The sequence below is a fragment of the Ruegeria sp. CH5 genome (genome assembly GCF_056537025.1).
This window is the reverse complement of record NZ_JBQFQT010000001.1, coordinates 476,476-494,581: the sequence shown is the minus strand read 5'-3', so window position 1 is coordinate 494,581 and position 18,106 is coordinate 476,476. Positions and strand designations below refer to the sequence as shown.

The 18,106-nt window shown below is 60.2% G+C and carries 21 protein-coding genes; 14 read left to right on the top strand and 7 right to left on the bottom strand.

Going from position 1 to position 18,106, the window contains the following annotated elements; all coding sequences use genetic code 11:
• Nucleotides 1–157: 157 nt before the first annotated feature.
• The 7 genes from ACR0JC_RS02400 to ACR0JC_RS02370 all read left to right on the top strand — a co-directional run bounded on the left by ACR0JC_RS02400 (nucleotide 158) and on the right by ACR0JC_RS02370 (nucleotide 7,854).
• A complete protein-coding gene (locus ACR0JC_RS02400; RefSeq protein WP_170339213.1) occupies nucleotides 158–1,186 on the top strand; it encodes a zinc-binding dehydrogenase in 1,029 nt (342 codons plus the stop codon).
• 75 nt (nucleotides 1,187–1,261) lie between these two features.
• The gene (locus tag ACR0JC_RS02395) at nucleotides 1,262–2,137 is read left to right on the top strand and encodes a branched-chain amino acid ABC transporter permease (RefSeq protein ID WP_005983028.1); all 876 of its coding nucleotides are present in this window, start codon (nucleotides 1,262–1,264) and stop codon (nucleotides 2,135–2,137) included.
• Nucleotides 2,138–2,141: 4 nt separating this feature from the next.
• Nucleotides 2,142–3,239: a branched-chain amino acid ABC transporter permease gene (locus tag ACR0JC_RS02390; protein WP_170339215.1), complete on the top strand. Its 1,098-nt coding sequence runs from the start codon at nucleotides 2,142–2,144 to the stop codon at nucleotides 3,237–3,239.
• Nucleotides 3,236–4,000 carry an ABC transporter ATP-binding protein gene (locus ACR0JC_RS02385; RefSeq protein WP_149775121.1) on the top strand — a complete coding sequence of 255 codons (765 nt, stop codon included), beginning with the start codon at nucleotides 3,236–3,238 and terminating at the stop codon, nucleotides 3,998–4,000. The genes ACR0JC_RS02390 and ACR0JC_RS02385 overlap by 4 nt, the downstream gene beginning before the upstream one ends.
• Nucleotides 3,997–4,770, top strand: coding sequence for an ABC transporter ATP-binding protein (locus ACR0JC_RS02380; RefSeq protein WP_170339217.1), 774 nt, complete (start codon nucleotides 3,997–3,999; stop codon nucleotides 4,768–4,770). The genes ACR0JC_RS02385 and ACR0JC_RS02380 overlap by 4 nt, the downstream gene beginning before the upstream one ends.
• 5 nt (nucleotides 4,771–4,775) lie before the next feature.
• Entirely contained in the window at nucleotides 4,776–6,662 is a 1,887-nt protein-coding gene (locus ACR0JC_RS02375; protein ID WP_170339218.1) for an AMP-dependent synthetase/ligase, read from the top strand.
• Between the two features lie 31 nt (nucleotides 6,663–6,693).
• Nucleotides 6,694–7,854 carry an ABC transporter substrate-binding protein gene (locus ACR0JC_RS02370; RefSeq protein WP_170339220.1) on the top strand — a complete coding sequence of 387 codons (1,161 nt, stop codon included), beginning with the start codon at nucleotides 6,694–6,696 and terminating at the stop codon, nucleotides 7,852–7,854.
• Nucleotides 7,855–7,903: 49 nt separating this feature from the next.
• Here the strand turns inward: ACR0JC_RS02370 and ACR0JC_RS02365 are convergent, their stop codons facing one another.
• The 4 genes from ACR0JC_RS02365 to ACR0JC_RS02350 all read right to left on the bottom strand — a co-directional run bounded on the left by ACR0JC_RS02365 (nucleotide 7,904) and on the right by ACR0JC_RS02350 (nucleotide 11,363).
• Nucleotides 7,904–8,776 (bottom strand): class I SAM-dependent methyltransferase, encoded by an 873-nt coding sequence (locus ACR0JC_RS02365; RefSeq protein ID WP_480763113.1) that lies wholly within the window; start codon nucleotides 8,774–8,776, stop codon nucleotides 7,904–7,906.
• A gap of 68 nt (nucleotides 8,777–8,844) precedes the next feature.
• Nucleotides 8,845–9,330: a 30S ribosomal protein S9 gene (gene rpsI, locus ACR0JC_RS02360; RefSeq protein WP_170339223.1), complete on the bottom strand. Its 486-nt coding sequence runs from the start codon at nucleotides 9,328–9,330 to the stop codon at nucleotides 8,845–8,847.
• Nucleotides 9,331–9,336: 6 nt separating this feature from the next.
• The gene (gene rplM, locus ACR0JC_RS02355; RefSeq protein WP_170339225.1) at nucleotides 9,337–9,795 is read right to left on the bottom strand and encodes a 50S ribosomal protein L13; all 459 of its coding nucleotides are present in this window, start codon (nucleotides 9,793–9,795) and stop codon (nucleotides 9,337–9,339) included.
• 164 nt (nucleotides 9,796–9,959) lie between these two features.
• Nucleotides 9,960–11,363, bottom strand: coding sequence for an aminotransferase-like domain-containing protein (locus tag ACR0JC_RS02350; RefSeq protein ID WP_170339228.1), 1,404 nt, complete (start codon nucleotides 11,361–11,363; stop codon nucleotides 9,960–9,962).
• Nucleotides 11,364–11,462: 99 nt separating this feature from the next.
• Between ACR0JC_RS02350 and ACR0JC_RS02345 the strand changes: the two genes are divergently transcribed.
• Nucleotides 11,463–11,690, top strand: a complete 228-nt coding sequence (locus tag ACR0JC_RS02345; RefSeq protein ID WP_093962029.1) for a DUF1127 domain-containing protein — start codon at nucleotides 11,463–11,465, stop codon at nucleotides 11,688–11,690.
• 61 nt (nucleotides 11,691–11,751) lie between these two features.
• Here ACR0JC_RS02345 and ACR0JC_RS02340 read toward each other — a convergent pair whose 3' ends face one another.
• Nucleotides 11,752–12,195 carry a PaaI family thioesterase gene (locus tag ACR0JC_RS02340; RefSeq protein WP_170339229.1) on the bottom strand — a complete coding sequence of 148 codons (444 nt, stop codon included), beginning with the start codon at nucleotides 12,193–12,195 and terminating at the stop codon, nucleotides 11,752–11,754.
• A gap of 58 nt (nucleotides 12,196–12,253) precedes the next feature.
• On the opposite strand from ACR0JC_RS02340, the gene ACR0JC_RS02335 reads away from it, so the two are divergent.
• The 4 genes from ACR0JC_RS02335 to gluQRS all read left to right on the top strand — a co-directional run bounded on the left by ACR0JC_RS02335 (nucleotide 12,254) and on the right by gluQRS (nucleotide 16,181).
• A complete protein-coding gene (locus ACR0JC_RS02335) occupies nucleotides 12,254–13,039 on the top strand; it encodes an enoyl-CoA hydratase (protein ID WP_170339232.1) in 786 nt (261 codons plus the stop codon).
• A 274-nt stretch (nucleotides 13,040–13,313) separates the two neighbouring features.
• Complete coding sequence (gene trmFO, locus ACR0JC_RS02330; RefSeq protein WP_170339234.1) at nucleotides 13,314–14,654, top strand: methylenetetrahydrofolate--tRNA-(uracil(54)-C(5))-methyltransferase (FADH(2)-oxidizing) TrmFO; 1,341 nt, start codon at nucleotides 13,314–13,316, stop codon at nucleotides 14,652–14,654.
• Nucleotides 14,655–14,691: 37 nt separating this feature from the next.
• Entirely contained in the window at nucleotides 14,692–15,306 is a 615-nt protein-coding gene (locus ACR0JC_RS02325; protein ID WP_170339236.1) for a class I SAM-dependent DNA methyltransferase, read from the top strand.
• Nucleotides 15,303–16,181 (top strand): tRNA glutamyl-Q(34) synthetase GluQRS, encoded by an 879-nt coding sequence (gene gluQRS, locus ACR0JC_RS02320; protein ID WP_170339238.1) that lies wholly within the window; start codon nucleotides 15,303–15,305, stop codon nucleotides 16,179–16,181. The genes ACR0JC_RS02325 and gluQRS overlap by 4 nt, the downstream gene beginning before the upstream one ends.
• A gap of 15 nt (nucleotides 16,182–16,196) precedes the next feature.
• Here gluQRS and hisI read toward each other — a convergent pair whose 3' ends face one another.
• A complete protein-coding gene (hisI, locus tag ACR0JC_RS02315) occupies nucleotides 16,197–16,586 on the bottom strand; it encodes a phosphoribosyl-AMP cyclohydrolase (RefSeq protein WP_170339240.1) in 390 nt (129 codons plus the stop codon).
• A 48-nt stretch (nucleotides 16,587–16,634) separates the two neighbouring features.
• Between hisI and ACR0JC_RS02310 the strand changes: the two genes are divergently transcribed.
• Nucleotides 16,635–17,087, top strand: a complete 453-nt coding sequence (locus tag ACR0JC_RS02310; RefSeq protein ID WP_170339242.1) for an iron-sulfur cluster assembly scaffold protein — start codon at nucleotides 16,635–16,637, stop codon at nucleotides 17,085–17,087.
• Nucleotides 17,088–17,145: 58 nt separating this feature from the next.
• Entirely contained in the window at nucleotides 17,146–17,784 is a 639-nt protein-coding gene (locus ACR0JC_RS02305; protein ID WP_093962021.1) for a MarC family protein, read from the top strand.
• Nucleotides 17,785–17,971: 187 nt separating this feature from the next.
• Here ACR0JC_RS02305 and ACR0JC_RS02300 read toward each other — a convergent pair whose 3' ends face one another.
• Nucleotides 17,972–18,094 carry a hypothetical protein gene (locus ACR0JC_RS02300; RefSeq protein ID WP_261391793.1) on the bottom strand — a complete coding sequence of 41 codons (123 nt, stop codon included), beginning with the start codon at nucleotides 18,092–18,094 and terminating at the stop codon, nucleotides 17,972–17,974.
• Between the last annotated feature and the right edge of the window lie 12 nt (nucleotides 18,095–18,106).

Genomic DNA, 18,106 nt, shown 5'->3' with positions numbered 1-18,106 from the left:
TGTGGTCGATTGACGTGCCCGGTGCCATTTGTTTGGCTTGGCTCAACCAGTCGCATCAAGTCGGGACGACCTATTGTCGGCATCGGTGCGCCCTGCCCCGGGGCGCGCACTCGGATCGACCCGTTTGCTTGAAAATGTCGGAAACAAAGGAAAAAGAATGACTGACCTCCCCAAATCCATGTTTGCCGTGATCCAGAAATTTGACGGATACTCGGGTACCGCCACGGGCCCGGCGATCGAGGACGCCGCCGACTGGGTTGAGAATGCCGAGATCCCGGTGCCCACGCCTGGCCCTGGCCAGGTGCTGATCAAATTGCGCACCGCATCGGTGAACCCCTCAGACCTCCATTTCATCAAAGGTGAGTACGGTCAGCCGCGGGTCAAGGGTGCCCCGGCCGGTTTCGAAGGGTGCGGAGACGTCGTGGCCACCGGCGCGGGCGCGGAAGCGCTGAAGGGGCAAAGGGTCGCCTTCGTCGCCTCCGGGTCCGGCGCATGGGCCGAGTATGCCCTGACACAGGCGCAGATGTGCATTCCTTTGCGGCCCGAGATCTCGGACGATGACGGTGCTGCACAGATCGTCAATCCGCTGACCGCAATGGCAATGGTTGAGATCGCGCGGTCCGAAGGTGAGGCCTTTGTCGTTTCCGCGGCCACCAGCCAGTTGGGCAAGCTGATGTGCGGGCTGGGCCGAGACCTTGGCCTGAAGCCGATTGCGATGGTGCGGCGCCCTGAAACGGTCGAACTGCTCAAAAGCCACGGAGCGGCCGAGGTCATCGTAACCACCGAAGATGATGCCGTCTCCAAGTTTGCTTCCATCAGCGCGCAACTCAAGCCGCGGGTTTTTCTGGATGCGGTCTCGGATCAGCTGTCCGAGCAAGTATTCTACGCCATGCCCAACGGCGCGCGCTGGGTGTCTTATGGCAAACTCAGCAGCGAGCCTCCGAAGCTGACCCAGATGGGCCAGCTGATCTTTATGAGCAAACGGATCGAAGGCTTCTGGCTGACCAAATGGATGATGTCCACTCCGCCCGAAGAGCAGATGCGCGCGGTTGCCGAGGTGCAAGCCCGCTTTGCGGACGGACGGTGGAAAACGGATGTCTCGGCGCATGTCCCGCTGAACAAAATCGTTTCCGATCTGGCAGTTGCACTGAAAAAGAGTGACGGTAAGGTAATAATCACGCCATAGTAGAACAGGCGCCCCGGTGATTGGAGGAGATCCGGGGCGTCAGGACGCCGGGCAAACCGGCATGGGGAGGAGAATTTGGACAACGCACAGCTGCTGATCAGCGGGCTGGCGAATGGCTGTGTCTACGGCCTGATCGCGCTTGGCTTCGTTCTGATCTACAAGGCGACGGAGGCCGTGAACTTCGCCCAGGGCGATTTCATGATGCTGGGCGCCTTCGTCACCATCGGGCTGACCAACACCGAATACATGGGCCTGCCCTTCTGGCTGGCCCTGCCGATCTCGCTGGGGATCATGGGCGCGCTGGGGTATCTGCTGGACCGGCTGATCATCCGCCGCCTGTTCGGGGAAAGCCAGACCGCCGTGGTCATCCTGACCATCGCCCTGGGATTCGTGATCCGCTTTGTTGCCGGGCTGATCTGGGGCCATGAGCCGCAGACGCTGGAAAACCCGCTGGCCGGTAAGGAGGTCCGCTTTGGCGGGCTGGTTCTGGGGATGGAGGACGTGGCGGTCATCGTCGTGACCGTGCTGCTGACCTGGGGGCTCTATGTGTTCTTCAGCAAGACCAAGCTGGGGCTGGCGATGCAGGGCGCCTCGCAGAACCAGTTGGCGGCCTATTACATGGGGGTGCCGGTCAAGCGTGTTCAGGGTTTCATCTGGGGTCTGGCCGGCGTCGTGGCCGGGATCGCGGGCATCCTGTTCGCCGCCAAGGGTTCGGTCGATCCGACCACCGGGCTGCTGGGAATCAAGGCGTTTGCGGCCGCGGTCATCGGCGGGTTTGGCAGCCTGCCCGGAGCCTTGGCGGGCGGTCTGATCGTCGGCGTGATCGAACCCTTCGCCAGCCGCTACATCGCTGCGGGCTACAGCCAGATCGCGCCCTATGCGCTGTTGCTGGCGGTGCTGATCTTCCGTCCGCACGGCCTGTTCAGCCAGGTCCGGGTCAAGAAGGTCTGAGCGCATGAGGATCGTTTTCAAAACCGACTACATGCAGGACATCCGCCCGTGGAAGGACGGATACCAGTTGTCACTCTACCTGATCCTGGTGACGGTGGTCTTTGCCGCGCCGTGGTGGCTGGACGCGTTCTATCTGGGAGAGCTGACGAACGTTCTGATCTGGGCCATCGCCGGGCTGGGTCTGATGATCCTGACCGGGCATACCGGCCAGGCCAGCCTGGGCCACGCGGCGTTTCTGGCCTTTGGCTGCTATGCCAACGTGATCCTGATCGAGTCAGGCGTGCCGTTTCTGGTGGCCTTTCCGCTGGCCGGCATCCTGACCGGTATCGCCGGGGTCACGGTCGCCATCCCTGCCCTGCGGCTACACGGAATCTATCTGGCGATCTTCACCCTGGCCCTGTCGATCCTGATGGACGACCTCATCGTTCTTGCCGAACCAATCACCGGCGGCGTGGCGGGCAAATACATGGGCGGGGTCGAGATATTCGGCCATCTGGTCGATCGCTGGGGCACGCCCGAGCAGTTCTACTGGCTGGTTCTGGCCGTCACGGTTCTGGTCACGCTGGGCTATATCAACCTTCTGCGTACGCCGCTGGGGCGCAGCTTCATCGCGGTGCGCGACTCGGAAGTGTCCGCGCAGGCGATGGGCATCGACATCGCGCGCACCAAGACCGTGTCTTTCGCATTGTCCTGCGCCGTGACTGGATGGGCGGGGGCGCTGATGGGCCTGTATGCCGGGGCCTTCAACAACGAAACCTTCAGCGTTGTGATCTCGATCCAGCTGCTGATGATGATCGTGATCGGCGGACTGGGCTCGATCCACGGCGCGTTTCTGGGCGCCATCGTCATCGGGTTTCTGCCGCAGTTCCTGTCGATCGCCAAGGAATACGCAGCCGCCCTGTTCGGTGGCGGAACCGTCGCCATTCCGGGGCTTGAATTCGGCATCTTCGGCATGATCCTGATCGGGTTCATCCTGTTCGAGCCGATGGGCATCTACGGCCGATGGCTGAAAATCCGCACCTGGTTCGAGCTGTTCCCCTTCTACCGCAAGGACATGTTCAAGCGGCAGAAATCCTATCTCAAGACGGAGCGCCTGAGATGAGCCTGCTGGAATTCGAGAACGTCACCCTGAAATTCGGTGGCCTGACGGCGGTGAACGATCTGTCCTTTTCGGTCGAAGAAGGCGAGGTCTTTGCCATCGTCGGCCCGAACGGGGCGGGCAAATCCACGGTGTTCAACCTGATCTCGCGTTTCTACGACCCATACGCGGGCCAGATCCGGTTCGACGGGCACGATCTGCTTCAGGTCAAGCCCTCGGGTGTGGCCGCCTATGGAGTTGCGCGGACCTTCCAGAACATCGAGCTGTTCGAACATGCAACCGTGTTGCAGAACCTGCTGGTCGGGCGGCACCGCCACCGGCGGACCAATCTGCTGTCCGAGGTGTTCTTTACCCCCTCGGCCCGCCGGCAAGAGCTGGAGAACCGCGAGAAGGTCGAAGAGATCATCGATTTCCTCGATCTGCAGGCCTATCGAGACAAGATGATCGCCGGGCTTCCCTACGGCGTGCGCAAGGTTGTCGAGGTCGCGCGTGCGCTGGCCACCGACCCCAAGCTGCTGCTGCTGGATGAACCGGCCTCGGGGCTGTCGGTCGAGGAAACAACCGACATGCGCTGGTGGATCGACGACATCCGGCGGCAGATGGGGATCACGGTGCTGATGGTTGAACATGACATGGGGCTGGTCTCGGGCGTGTCCGACCGGGTGCTGGCTATGGCCGATGGGGCGAAACTGGCCCTTGGGACACCGGCGCAGGTGCAATCGCACCCCGCCGTCGTCGAAGCCTATCTGGGGAAAGCTTCATGAGCGCACCGATCCTGAGCATCCGCAACATCGAAAGCTTCTATGGCCCGATCATGGCGATCCGCGGCGTGTCGCTGGACGTGCGCCCGGGCCAGATCGTCTCGATCCTGGGCGCCAACGGGGCGGGCAAGACGACGCTGATGAAGACCGTTTCGGGTGTGATGGACCCGGAAAAGGGCACGATCACCTTCGACGGCGAGGAAATCCAGGGGCTGGAGCCGCACAAGATCGTCCAAAAGGGCATCGTGCATGTGCCCGAGGGGCGCGAGGTGTTCCCGCTGTTGACGGTGAACGAGAACCTCAGTCTGGGGGCCTATACCCTGCATGACAAGGCCCAGATCGAGCGCGACCGCGAGTTGGTGTTTTCCTACTTCCCGGTTCTGAAGGAACGCCGAAATCAAGAGGCCGGCACCCTGTCGGGCGGGCAGCAGCAGATGCTGGCCATCGGCCGCGGCCTGATGGCCAACCCGCGCATCATGCTGCTGGATGAACCCTCGCTGGGCCTGTCGCCGCTGCTGGTCCAAGAGATCTTCGGCATCCTCAAACGCCTGAATGACGAGCAGAACATGACCATGATGCTGGTCGAGCAGAACGCCAACGCCGCGCTGGAACTGGCCGATCATGGCTATGTCATGGAGGTCGGGCGTATCGTGATGGACGGCCCCGCCGACGTGTTGATGCGGTCCGAGGACATCCAGAACTTCTATCTGGGCGTGCAGGAGGAAGGCGCGCGGGAAAACCGCCGCTGGAAACGCAAGAAGACGTGGAGGTGAGCCGGATGAACATGACCACCCTGCCCCCGCAGACCACCATCAACGGCGTTCAGTTCAACGCCACCCCCGGCCAGCGCCCCGTGCGGGTCGATGGCTGCGTCACCATCCCCGAGCTGTTCCAGAAACGCTGCGCCGCCCTGAGCGACCGCACCGCGCATCGGGAAAAAGATCTGGGCATCTGGAAATCCTACTCCTGGGCCGACTACTGGCAGCACGCCAAGTGGATCGGGCTGGCGCTGCGCAAGCTGGGGCTGCAACGCGGCGAGGTCGTCTCGATCCTGTCCGAGGACCGCAAGGAATGGGCGTGGTTCGATCTGGGCATCCAATGCGTCGGCGGCATCGCCTCGGGCGTCTACACCACCGATTCCGCCAGCCAGTTGAAATATCTGGTCAATGACAGCGACAGCCGCTTTCTGATCGTCGAAGACGAAGAGCAGCTGGACAAATTCCTGGACATCGAAGACGAGGTGCCCGGCCTGTTGAAGGTCATCATCCTCGAGGACGAAGGCCTGCACGACCTGACCCATCCCCGCTGCATGATGATCGAAGATCTTTACGCCCTCGGCCGGGAGGCCGAGCGCGAAGAACCGGGCCGGTTCGAGGCGGAAATCGCGCTGGCCACGCCGCAGGACACGGCGCTGCTGATCTATACCTCGGGCACCACCGGCATGCCCAAAGGCGCGATGCTGAGCAACGAAAACATAATGGCCGCGATCGAATGCGGCGCACGCTGCCTGCCCGCGCTGGAAACCGACGAACAGCTTTGCTTTTTGCCGCTGTGCCATATCCTTGAACGCGACGTTTCGATCTATTTCCCGTTGGCTTCGAAATGCACGGTGAACTTCGCCGAAAGCCCCGAGACGGTCTTTGCCAACCTGCAGGAAGTGTCGCCCTCGACCTTCACCGCCGTTCCGCGCGTGTGGGAGAAGATCTATTCGCAGGTGCTGATCATGGCGCAAGAGGCCACCCCGGCCGGGCGTGCCGCCTTCGGCATGGCGCTGAAGGCCGGAATGAAACGGGCCGAATACATCTTGCAGGGCAAACCGGTGCCGCCGGCGGTGGCCGCGAATTTCTGGCTGTGGGACCGGCTGGTGCTGCGCAACCTGCGCCGGATGCTGGGCATGGACCGGCTGCGGCGCGGCGGGTCGGGCGCGGCCCCGATCTCGCCCGAGCTGCTGAAATGGTACTGGGCCATCGGCGTGCCGCTGGTCGAGGGCTTCGGCATGACCGAGACCTCGGGCATCGCCACGCTGAACACGCCCGAGGCCAACCACATCGGTACCATCGGCAAGCCCGCACCGGGGATCGACCTGCGCATCTCGGACGAGGGCGAAATCCAGATCCGCGGCCTGAACGTGTTCCAGGGCTATTGGCGCAACAATGCCAAAACCGCCGAGACCTTTACCGCCGACGGCTGGCTGCGCACCGGCGATATGGGGCACGTGGACGCGGACGGCTATGTCACCATCACCGGCCGCCTCAAGGACATCATCATCACCGCCGGCGGAAAGAACATCACCCCGGCCGAGATCGAAAGCCGGTTGAAGTTCTCGCATTACATCTCGGACGCGGTGATCATCGGCGACCGCCGCAAGTACCTGACGGCGCTGGTGATGATAGATCAGGAAAACGTCGAGAAGTTCGCGCAGGACCGCAAGGTGCCGTTCTCGAACTTCGCCTCGCTCTGCGCTGCAGCCGAGGTGCGCGAACTGATCGGTACCGAGGTTGCGGCCGTGAACAAGGAATTCGCGCGGGTCGAGCAGATCAAGGATTTCCGTCTGATCGACGTGCTTTTGACCGCCGAAGACGACGAACTGACCGCGACGATGAAACTGAAACGCAGCCTGGTGGAAAAGAAACACGCGCATCTCATTGAAGACATGTACAAATAGAACAGGGATCAATCCCAAGGGAGGAAGACACATGACCAAAGCAATCAGACGGCTGGCGGCGGCAACCGCCCTGTCCGCCCTGGCCTCGATGGGCTGGGCCGAAACGCAAGGCGTGACCGACGACGAAATCGTCATCGGCTCGGTCAACGACCTCAGCGGCATTTTCGCCGCCGTCGGGGTTCCGGCCACCAAGGGCGCGAACGTAGTGTTCGACCGGGTCAACGCCAATGGCGGCGTCCATGGCCGCAAGATCCGCTATGTGGTCGAGGACAATGGTTACCAGATGCCGCGCGCGATGCAGGGCTACAACAAGCTGCTGAACCGCGACAAGGTGTTTGCGATGCTGCAATCGCTGGGCACGCCGATGAACCTGGCCGGGTTCAAGCTGCTGGACCCCAAAGGCATCCCCAACGTCGCCCCCCTGTCGGCCGCGCGGCAGATGCTGCAGGAGCCGATGAAGAACAAGTTCACCTCGTTCTCCAGCTATTACGACCAGGCGCGCGTGGGCGTGAAATATCTGGCCCAGGAATTCGGTGGCGACAAGGTCTGCACGATGTATCTGCCCACCGATTTCGGCAAGGAAATCCTGGAAGGCAGCCAGGAAGGCGCCAAGGAAGCCGGCATTACCTTTGCCGCGGAAACCACTCACAAACCTGATGAAACAGATTTCGTGGGCTCGCTCAGCAAGCTGAAGGAAGAAGGCTGCGACATCGTCACCATCGCCCTCGGCGTGCGGCAGGCCATCACCGTGGTCGGCACCGCCAAGAAGATGGGCCTGACCGACATGAAGTTCCTGGGCACTTCGGCCAGCTTCCTGACCGTGGTGGCACAGGTACCGGGTGGCGTGACCGACGGCTTCTACGCCGCCGCCTCGTGGCAGGACCTGTGGGCCCGCGCGGATGAACCGGCCCCCAAGGCCTTCATCGAGGAATACAAGGCCGCCACCGGCGAAGACCCGGTGGGCTTTTCGATGCTGGGCTATGCCGCGGCCGAAATGATGGTCAAGGCGCTGGAGGCCGCCGGCCCCGACCTGACCCATGAAGGCTTCATCGCCGCGATGGAGACGCTGGACTATCAGGATGAACTGGTCGGCAACCACATGACCTTTGGCCCCGATGACCATCAGGGCGCCGATACGGTCTACGTCAACGTGGTGGAAAACGGCGCGTGGAAAATGGTCTACGAAGAGTAAGGCCTCTACCTATAGCTCAACGGAAAGGGGCCGCAGCCCCTTTCCGGTTTCAAGACTTGAATATCTTTTTCAACTTGTTCCTGAACGAACGCCTCTTTGGAAGACCGTAGATTTCTCTCGGTTCCAAACCCGCGTATTCGCCATGATCAACCACGCGAAAGCCGGTTGCAGTGTTGACGATCATGAACTGATCAAACGGCAAAGTGTAAATCGGCAAATCATGCGCCTCGCAAAAATAGATGGCGTATGGGAACACTTCGCTGGGGCTGAATTCTTCGGAGTGTTGCCAGATCGACTTGGTAAAATCGTCTCCACCGATGAAACCTCCCGGTCTTATTTTGGGCAGCATCGAACAAAGGTCGATGGTTATCCCGCGCAGCGTATGATCGCCGTCAATATAGGCCATATCCAGGGAGCCATTAGGTATTCGTGATTGAGCGTTTTTCGTCGTATCTCGGATCTCGACCACTTTGGTCTTGAAAGGTGCGACGCGGGTCAGCGCTTCGTTCCGTATGCCTTCGAACTCAATGCTCGACTTGTTCGCAGGCTTGTTCCAATCGGGGAGGTTGCGCCAAGGATCGACCAGGGTGTAGCTCTCGATTGATGGGACGCCGTTCAGCAATATTTCGGCAAATCGCCCTTTCCAGACACCTACTTCACAAATCGTTCGACACTCCAGTCCCGCGACCAGATTGACCCAAAGCTCTTGTCTATTCGAACTCACAAGGATCGAGTTTTCGACAATTTGGTCAATCGATTTATCGTCCATTGCTGTCCCGGAGTCTGCTGTTTCTTGTTGACGTGCCGGCAAACGATCCGCTGTCGTGAAATCGATGCAGCCACCGGGAGATGTTCTTACACCGAAGCTGCTTGGCCAAATGCATTGTACCCGAAGGCAAATTTCTTTTGTGGCTTGTTGCATAATGCACATGCAAAAGGGCGCCCGCTTGCGCAGGCGCCCAGATACTTGATTCTCGAGACGCGAGTAGATTAACGCTTCGAGAACTGGAACGAACGGCGGGCTTTACGCTTGCCGTATTTCTTCCGTTCCACGACGCGGCTGTCGCGGGTCAGGAAGCCGGCTGCCTTCAGCGCGCCGCGCAGGCTGGGATCGTACAGCTGCAGCGCTTTCGAGATGCCGTGCTTGACCGCACCGGCCTGACCGGTCAGGCCACCGCCCTTGACGGTTGCCACAACGTCGAATTCACCTTCGACACCAGCAACCTGGAACGGCTGGCGCAGGATCAGCTGCAGAACGGGCCGTGCGAAATACACGTCCTGGTCTTTGCCGTTCACGGTGACCTTGCCGGAGCCCGGCTTGATCCAAACGCGGGCAACAGCGTCTTTACGCTTGCCGGTTGCATAGGAACGACCCAGTTCGTCACGCACGGACTCGCGCACAACAACTTCTTCGGCCACGGTTTCAACGCCTGCGACGGCGCTCAGCTCTTCGAGAGTATTGATCTGATCAGCCATCGGTCATTAGCTCCGGGTGTTTTTCTTGTTCATGGATTTGACATCCAGAACTTCGGGGGCCTGGGCTTCGTGCGGGTGCTCGGCACCGGCATAGATGCGCAGATTGGTCATCTGCTGACGCGACAGACGGTTGCCCGGCAGCATGCGCTTGACGGCCTGAAAGACCACACGCTCGGGGTGCGCGCCTTCCAGGATCTGTTGCTTGGTGCGCGACTTGATGCCGCCCGGGTGGCCAGTGTGCCAGTAGAAGTGCTCGTCGCGCTTCTTGCCGGTCATCTGGATCTTGTCGGCGTTGATGACGATGACGTTGTCGCCCATGTCCATGTTCGGGGTGAACGACGGCTTGTGCTTGCCACGCAGGCGCATGGCGACGATCGAGGCAAGACGGCCCAGAACAACGCCCTCGGCGTCGATCAGGATCCACTTCTTGTCGATGTCTGCAGGAGTTGCAGAGAAGGTTTTCATGTCAGGACAATCCTGTTTGATGTGAAAGGCCGCCCCAAAGGTGGACCGGCCCGAATTCGATGGATGGGTATTTAGACGGCCCGTAAGTGCACGTCAAGAATGGTAGCGTCCAATTAATTATTATAAAACATTAGCTTATAAAATAGGTATCTATTTACCCCAAATCAAACGCTGATTTGTTCGGGCGGATTGTCCAGTAAGGCGCGCAGACGCAGCATGGCGGATTCGAACTGCTTCAGCGAGACATGCCCGTTCATGGCAATGCGCACGGCATTTGGCGCTCGTCCATCCCTCAGCGCGAATTCATCTGCCGATCGGAGTTGAATGCCCTCCCGCTCGGCGGCTCTGCTGAAGGCTGCAGCACGCCAGCCGGAGGGCAGGCTTAGCCAGACAAAGGGAATGTCGGCGTCCCAGTTCAGATTGAAGCCACCCAGTGCATTGACGGCCACCCGTACATACTCACCCATCTTCGCGCGAACATCCCGCGCCATTTGCCGGGATTGAGGGTGACTGAGGAGCAAGCGGGTCAGTTCGGCCAATGGCTGCGCCAACCCGAAGTACCCGTATTCCGCCGATCGGCGCAGGTCTCCGCTGCGTTCCCGCGGAGCGATGGCGAACCCCACGCGCAACGCCGGCGTAAGGGTCTTGGAAATCGACGACACGTGCCAGCCCCGTTCAGGCGCAAGAGCCCTGTAACTGGGTGCGCGCGCCTCGCCCATACGATAGCAATCGTCCTCGATGATTTGCAGATCGTGGCGGCGGGCGATCTCGATCACCTCGTTGCGGCGTTCAAGAGGAGAATGGCCACCGGTCGGATTCTGAACTTCGGGCGACACGCAGATCGCCTGCGCACGAGTTTGACGAAGGATGTGGTCCAGCGCATCCGGGCTGATACCCCATTTGTCCATTTTCACACCGACAACTTCGGCGCGCATCAACTCACCGGCGCGACGGAACCCCGCATAAGAAAGGTCTTCGACCAGAACAACGGGTTTCGGATCGCGCAGAACGGTCTGAAACACGACGCACAGTCCGCTTTGTCCGCCATGCGTAAGGACGATGTCATCGGCGTTCAAAGCACCCAGCGGCAAGTCGGAGAGCCAATCAACAACAGCCTGGCGCACCGGCAGGTAAGCGTCACGGGTGGGATAGTTCATGAACATCTTCGGATCCCCCTGCGCCACCTTGGCAAGGCATGACCGTATCAGGGACACCTGCCCGACATCTGGCAGTCGCGGGCTGAACAGGCTGACATTGGCGTCATACTTGTCGTCCCGAAGATGAAGCTGCCGTGACCAGACATCGTCCAGCAATGGCATTTTCGGTGGTGCCACGAATGTACCACGCCCCACCTCGGCCTGCAGCAACCCCTCCTCGGTCAGAATGGAATAGGCCCGGGCGACCGTTCCCGGTGTGATTTGCAATCGATACGCCAGTTCCCGCACCGGAGGAAGCTTCACCCCGACTTCCAGCTGCTTGTTTTCGATGGCTTTTCGAATTGTATCTGCGACCAGTGTGTACTTTGGCCCCTTGGATTTTGGCAGATCTGTCGGCCAAATTGTATCCATTACAATTCTTCCTTTGCGTTCAACACAATCGTGAATGTATCACAACAATGTACCGAACATTTATGCTTTGTGTCAATACAATTTGAAAGGATACTTACCATGACACGCGCAATGCACACCCCCGCCCTCTTGCTGCTGAACGACAGCCCCCGGCTGCCTCTGATCGCTGCGCTGGCCGTGCGTTTTGCGGCGACTGTCACCCAATGGGAACGCCGGCGCCGCAGTCGCGTCAACCTGAGCAGGCTGGACGACCGTCTGCTGAAGGATGTCGGACTGACGCGCTTTGAGGCTGACCGCGAAGCACGCCGCCAATTCTGGCTTGGCTAGAATATCCCCAGTCCCAATTACGGGACCTCTTCCTGTGCCGGGGCTTGTCCCCGGCATTTTTTTATCCGAACGCAGCTGCGGCGGACCCGGCAGGTGGCAGCGAGTAGGTCATGCTGGCGCGCGCCACCGGCGCCTCCTGCCCTTCCGAGTACATCAGGACGTCACCAACAGCCAGCGTACGCCCCAGTTTCAGCAACCTGCACTCGGCAATCATGTCGGCCCCACCGGCAGGTTTGCGCAGAAAATCCATGGAGCTGTTGGTGGTCACCGCCAGCGATTGCCGGCCCTTCCGCGCCAGAACCATCGAATAGACGCAGACATCGGCCAGGGCGAACATCGAAGGCCCGGACACGGTTCCGCCCGGACGCAGATGCCGATCTTCGACAACGAGGCGCATGCGGATCGAGTCGTCGGTCAGATCCATGACGACGAAATCCTTGTGCACCTGCGGGAAGACCTGCGCCAGATATTCCGTCAGCTCTTCCTTGTTCATTGCCAATGACATGCTTCCCCTCCTCGATTTGCCGACCTAAAGTTGGCCCCACAGCCGGCAGGAGGGCAAGATGGCAATTTTGGAACGTAACGACACGGGCGCGATCGCTCATCTGAAAATGAATACGCCCGAGCGGCTGAATGCGCTGAGCGACGAAATGCTGGAGGCACTGCAATCTGAATTGGGTACGCTGCGCGATGATCGCACGATCCGCGCTGTGATACTGTCAGGGGCAGGCAAGGCGTTTTGTGCCGGTCATGACCTCAAGCAGATGACCGCGGGCCGGCAGGCTGAAGATGGAGGCAAGGCCTACTTCACCGAACTGTTCAATCGCTGCGCCCGAATGATGATGTCGATCCAATCCCTGCCCCAACCGGTGATCGCGCAGGTCCATGGTATTGCAACGGCCGCCGGCTGCCAATTGGTGGCGACCTGCGATCTGGCCGTGGCGGCCGAAGGAACGCGATTCGGCGTCAATGGCGTGAACATCGGTCTCTTCTGCTCGACACCGATGGTGGCGCTGAGCCGCAACATTCCGCGCAAACTGGCGTTTGAGATGCTGACCACCGGTGATTTCATACCAGCGGAGCGGGCCGCCGAGCTGGGCCTGGTCAATCGTGTCGTTCCGGAAACGCTGCTGGAGCATGAAACCCTGTCGTTGGCCGAGCAGTTGGCGTCCAAACTGGGCGCGGCGGTAAAGATCGGGAAACAGGCGTTTTATCAGCAGCTTCAGATGCCTTTGGATCAGGCATATGCCTATACCGGCGGCGTAATGGCCGAAAATATGCTGCACCGGGATACCGAGGAAGGTATTTCCGCATTTATCGAAAAACGTTCACCAAATTGGACCCAATGACGCAATTGTTATGGCTAAAATTATCGACTGTTCGCATTTTTGCACTTTTCAAAAGGGCATCTGTGTGGCAAAGCTGAGACAGGGCTGAGGCCCTCACTATCTTTTGGGTCGCCGTGGGCGGAAGGTCCCTCCAAGCTGGTTTCTCTCACCGGCGCAGACATTCCCGCAGCGGCGACCCCAAGACTTCCCAATAAAATCATAGCGTTGCTGCCTTGTCGGCGGCAGTTTTCGTTGGCCGTTGCACGCGCGGGCCACCTGCCCTATTTGGACGCACATGACACAGAAATTGCATATCGTTGGCGGCGGAATGGCCGGATCCGAGGCCGCATGGCAGGCTGCCGAAATGGGCGTGGACGTCGTGATTCACGAAATGCGCCCCAAAGTGGGCACTTTTGCGCATCAAACCGGCAACCTTGGCGAGATGGTCTGCTCCAACTCGTTCCGGTCTGATGATGACGAGCAGAACGCCGTTGGTTTGCTGCACTGGGAAATGCGCGCGGCCAATGGGTTGATCATGACCACGGCAGACGCCCACCGACTTCCTGCGGGCGGTGCTCTTGCCGTAGACCGTGAACCCTTTGCCGAAACGGTGACCGCCAAGCTGAAGGCGCACCCACGCGTCACCGTCACCGGTGAGGAGGTCACTACGCTTCCGGACGATGGGCATTGGATATTTGCCACCGGTCCGCTGACCTCGCCAGCGTTGGGCGCAGCGATCCAGCGCGAGACCGGAGCCGAAGCGCTGGCCTTTTTCGACGCGATTGCCCCGATCGTCTACGCTGACACGATCGATATGAGCAAGGCGTGGATGCAGTCGCGCTATGACAAGGGTGAGACCGAGGAAGAGCGTACTGCCTATCTGAACTGCCCGATGGACCGTGACCAGTACGAGGCCTTCGTCGACGCTTTGCTGGCCGCGGACAAGACCGAGTTCCACGAAGGTGAAACAGCTGGTTATTTTGATGGCTGCCTGCCGATTGAGGTGATGGCCGAGCGTGGGCGCGAGACCCTCCGCCACGGGCCGATGAAACCGGTGGGCCTGACCAATCCGCATCAGCCAGACGTAAAGCCTCATGCCGTGGTTCAACTGCGTCGCGACAACGCTTTGGGCACGCTGTTCAACATCGTTGGGTTTCAGACCAAGATGAAATACGGCGCCCAGACCGAGGTGTTCCGGATGATTCCGGGGCTCGAGAACGCCAGTTTTGCCCGTCTGGGCGGCATCCATCGCAACACCTTCATCAACTCGCCCACCTTGCTGGATGCGCAGATGCGCCTGAAATCCAAGCCAAACATCCGATTTGCCGGGCAGATCACCGGGGTTGAAGGATATGTCGAGAGCGCCGCGATGGGCCTGCTGGCAGGTCGTCTCGCGGCGGCAGAGATCCTTGGCCACTCCCTGCCCCCGGTTCCACAGGACAGCGCCATGGGCGCGCTGATTCATCACATCACCGGCGGCGCAGAGGCCAAAACCTTTCAGCCCATGAATGTGAATTTTGGTCTGTTCCGACCGGTCGACGGGTTGAAAGGCGGGCGCCGTGGTCGTAAGGATCGCTACAAAGCCTATACCGATCGCGCCAAGGAGGCATGGCAGCAGTGGCTGACGCAAAGCTGACTGGACGCAGACCGGGCCACGCGCCTAAACTGACGGCATGAGCGAGAAGTTCCTCAAAAACACATATGATCTGAACACGCCGCAGGAAACCCAGGCGCATTACCAGAAATGGGCGGCCTCTTACGAAGATGAGGTGGCCGAGCACGGGTATGCCACGCCCGGCCGCGTTGCCGAGGCGTTGTGGTCCAAGTTGCCACAACCGGACACACCTATCCTTGATTATGGCTGCGGGACCGGGTTGTCCGGTGTCGCTTTGCACAAGGTCGGATACCGGGCAATCGACGGCGTCGATCCGACGCCCGAGATGCTGAAAGGTGCTGCTGCCAAGGGCGTCTACCGCAACCTTGCTGCCATCGACATCACCGATCCCAACCCGTTGGAGACGGGGGCATACGAGGCAATCGCCGCGATCGGAGTGATCGGCGCCGGCGCCGCGCCGCCCCAGACATTCGACATGCTGATGAAAGTCTTGCCCAAGGGTGGCCTGCTGGCGTTTTCGTTCAACGACCATACATTGGACGACCCCGGCTATACCGGGCGCCTGAACGAATGGCTGGACATGGGAGCGGCGCGCCTTCTTTTTCGCGAAAACGGACCGCACCTGCCAGGGCTAGACTTGAAATCCGACGTATATATCGTTGAAAAGACGTGAAATTCACCACAAGATTTGCCCCATCTCCAACCGGGCCATTGCATCTTGGTCATGCGTATTCGGCTTTGCTGGCGTATGACCTTGCTGTCCGAAACTCCGGCACGTTCCTACTGCGGATCGAGGATATCGATCAGTCCCGTTCGCGTCAGCATTGGGAGGATCAGATCTATGACGATCTGACGTGGTTGGGTTTGACGTGGCCTCGCCCTGTGTTGCGGCAATCCGATCGAATCCCGCTCTACCGGCAGGCCTTGAACCGGCTGTGGTCCCAAGGACTGCTATATCCGTGCACCTGCAATCGCAAGGATATCGCGGCCGCCGCCAGTGCGCCGCAGGAAGGGTATCCTCTGCACGGACCTGACGGCGTCATATATCCCGGAACATGCCGTAAACAGTGGACGCAGCAGGTGCAGTCCGCGATCCCGGAGGATGTGGCCCTACGTCTCAATATGTCCGAAGCGCTGCGCCGGATCGCGAAGGACGCCACCGGGTTGCGGTTTCACGAAACCGGGTCCGGACCGGATGGCGCGACTGGCTGGATCGATTTATCGGACGAACAGATGCTGCACGGCGTCGGCGATGTCGTCCTCGCCAGACGGGGTATGGGCACGTCTTATCACCTGTCAGTCGTACTGGATGATGCGACCCAGAACATCTCACAGGTGGTTCGCGGTCAGGATCTGTTTGACGCAACCGGGATTCACGTGGTGCTTCAGCGCTTGTTGGGGTTGGAGACGCCCACTTATCACCATCACCGACTGATCCGGGACGACACCGGCAAACGGCTGGCCAAGCGAGACGACGCCAGGGCGATTGCGAAATACCGGGCCGAAGGAGCGACGCCCGAAGACGTCCGTGCAATGGTCGGTATTTAGGCCCGCTAGGCGCCCTCAGGCCATCGGCGACATCAATTCGACCTCTTCCCCGTCCCGGACGGCGGTGTAGAAGCAGCTTCGGCGGTTTGTGTGGCAAGCGGGGCCGCTTTGTCGCACCAGAACCAACAGGCAATCCCGATCACAATCGACGCGAAAATCCACCAACTCTTGTACGTGACCCGAGCTTTCTCCCTTGACCCAGAAGGACCGGCGCGAGCGCGACCAATAGGTGACGCGCCCAGTTTCCAGCGTCTTTCGGATCGCCTCGGCGTTCATCCAAGCCATCATGAGAACCTCGCCGGTGCTCTCCTCTTGCGCGATGGCCGGGACCAACCCAGCCTCATTGAATTTGAGCGTCGACGGGTCGAACGTAGCAGAGCGCGACATCGCAAAAACCTTTTGCATCCCAGAACATGGCCACTATGTATGGGGAACATCCACCGAGGGAAACCCATGTCCGGCGAAACCGACCTGATCAAGCTCTACTCCGGGCGCATTCTGGCGCTGGCGGCAGACATTCCGCACCTGCAGCGGTTGGAAGATCCGGATGCGACCGTCAAGAAACGGTCGCCCTTGTGCGGCTCGACGGTTGCCGTGGACATCAAAGTGCGGGACGGAAGGATCACCGAGTTTGGCCAGGACGTGAAAGCCTGCGCACTGGGTCAGGCCGCAGCGGCAGTGGTCGGTGCATCGGTCATCGGGGCAACCCGCCCCCAAATCGAAACCGCGCGCGACCAGCTGGCGGCCATGCTCAAGAGTGACGGCCCCACCCCGGACGCGCCGTTTGACGAACTGGAAGTTCTGCGGCCCGCCCGCGATTACAAGAACCGGCACGCGTCGATCATGCTTGCGCTGGACGCGATCGCCGAGGCTTTCGAGAAGGCCGAACAAGCCAACTGCGCCTGAACATGGTCTTTTGAATCGAAGGCGGCTAACCTCCTGACCAATTTGACGGAGAAGCCAATTGAACAACCTTCTGGAACATTTTGTAACCTTGTGGGTCGTCATCGACCCGATCGGAACCATCCCGGTTTTCATTGCCGTCACCGCGGGTATCGAAGCCGCCGCGCGTCGGCGCACTGCCCTGCTGGCCGCACTGATCAGCGCCGGCATCCTTCTGTTCTTTCTGGTCTTTGGACAATTGCTGATCGAGGCGCTGGACATCGGCCTCAACTCGTTTCAGGTCGCCGGCGGGATCATCCTGTTCCTGTTCGCGCTGACGATGATTTTTGGTGAGAGCAAACAGGAAATCGAACAGCGCCAGGCCGAAGAAGACATGGAAGACAAGCTGCACAGGCACAACCCGGCGATCTTCCCCTTGGCGGTCCCGTCATTGGCCTCACCCGGTGCTATGCTGGCCATCGTCATTCTGACGGACAACCACCGCTACAGCGTGGCGGATCAGGGCATTACTGCGCTGGTCATGCTGTCCGTGCTGGCCTGCGCCTTTGTGTTGATGTTGCTGGCCGAGCCAATCATCCGGCTGATCGGTCATTCGGGGGCGGCAATCATCAGCCGGGTCATGGGAATGATCCTGGCCTCGGTGGCCGTCAACTCGGTCCTGTCAGCCCTGCTTGAGATCTTCAAAACCGGTCAACTGTAAAAAAAACCGCCGCTCCTTCCGGGCGGAAAGGGCGGCGGCAGTCAATGCGTTTCTCGCGTGGGGTCCGGATTACCGCGTGGGGCCGAGGCACGGCCCCTTCAAGGGGTTTGGGACAGGCAGGTCACCCTTGACTGAAATGGGGATGACATACGCGGGTTGATCGGCACGAGATCGCAGGCAGAAAGGCTTAGAACCCGACGGGCACGTGAAGCGCCACCATCAGCATGACAACCAGCGAAGCTACGCCGGCTGCATCCTGCAAAAGCGTGGCTTGCGAACGGCTGAAAGCGCTTTTGATCTGGGTCAGCATGTTTCACCTCCG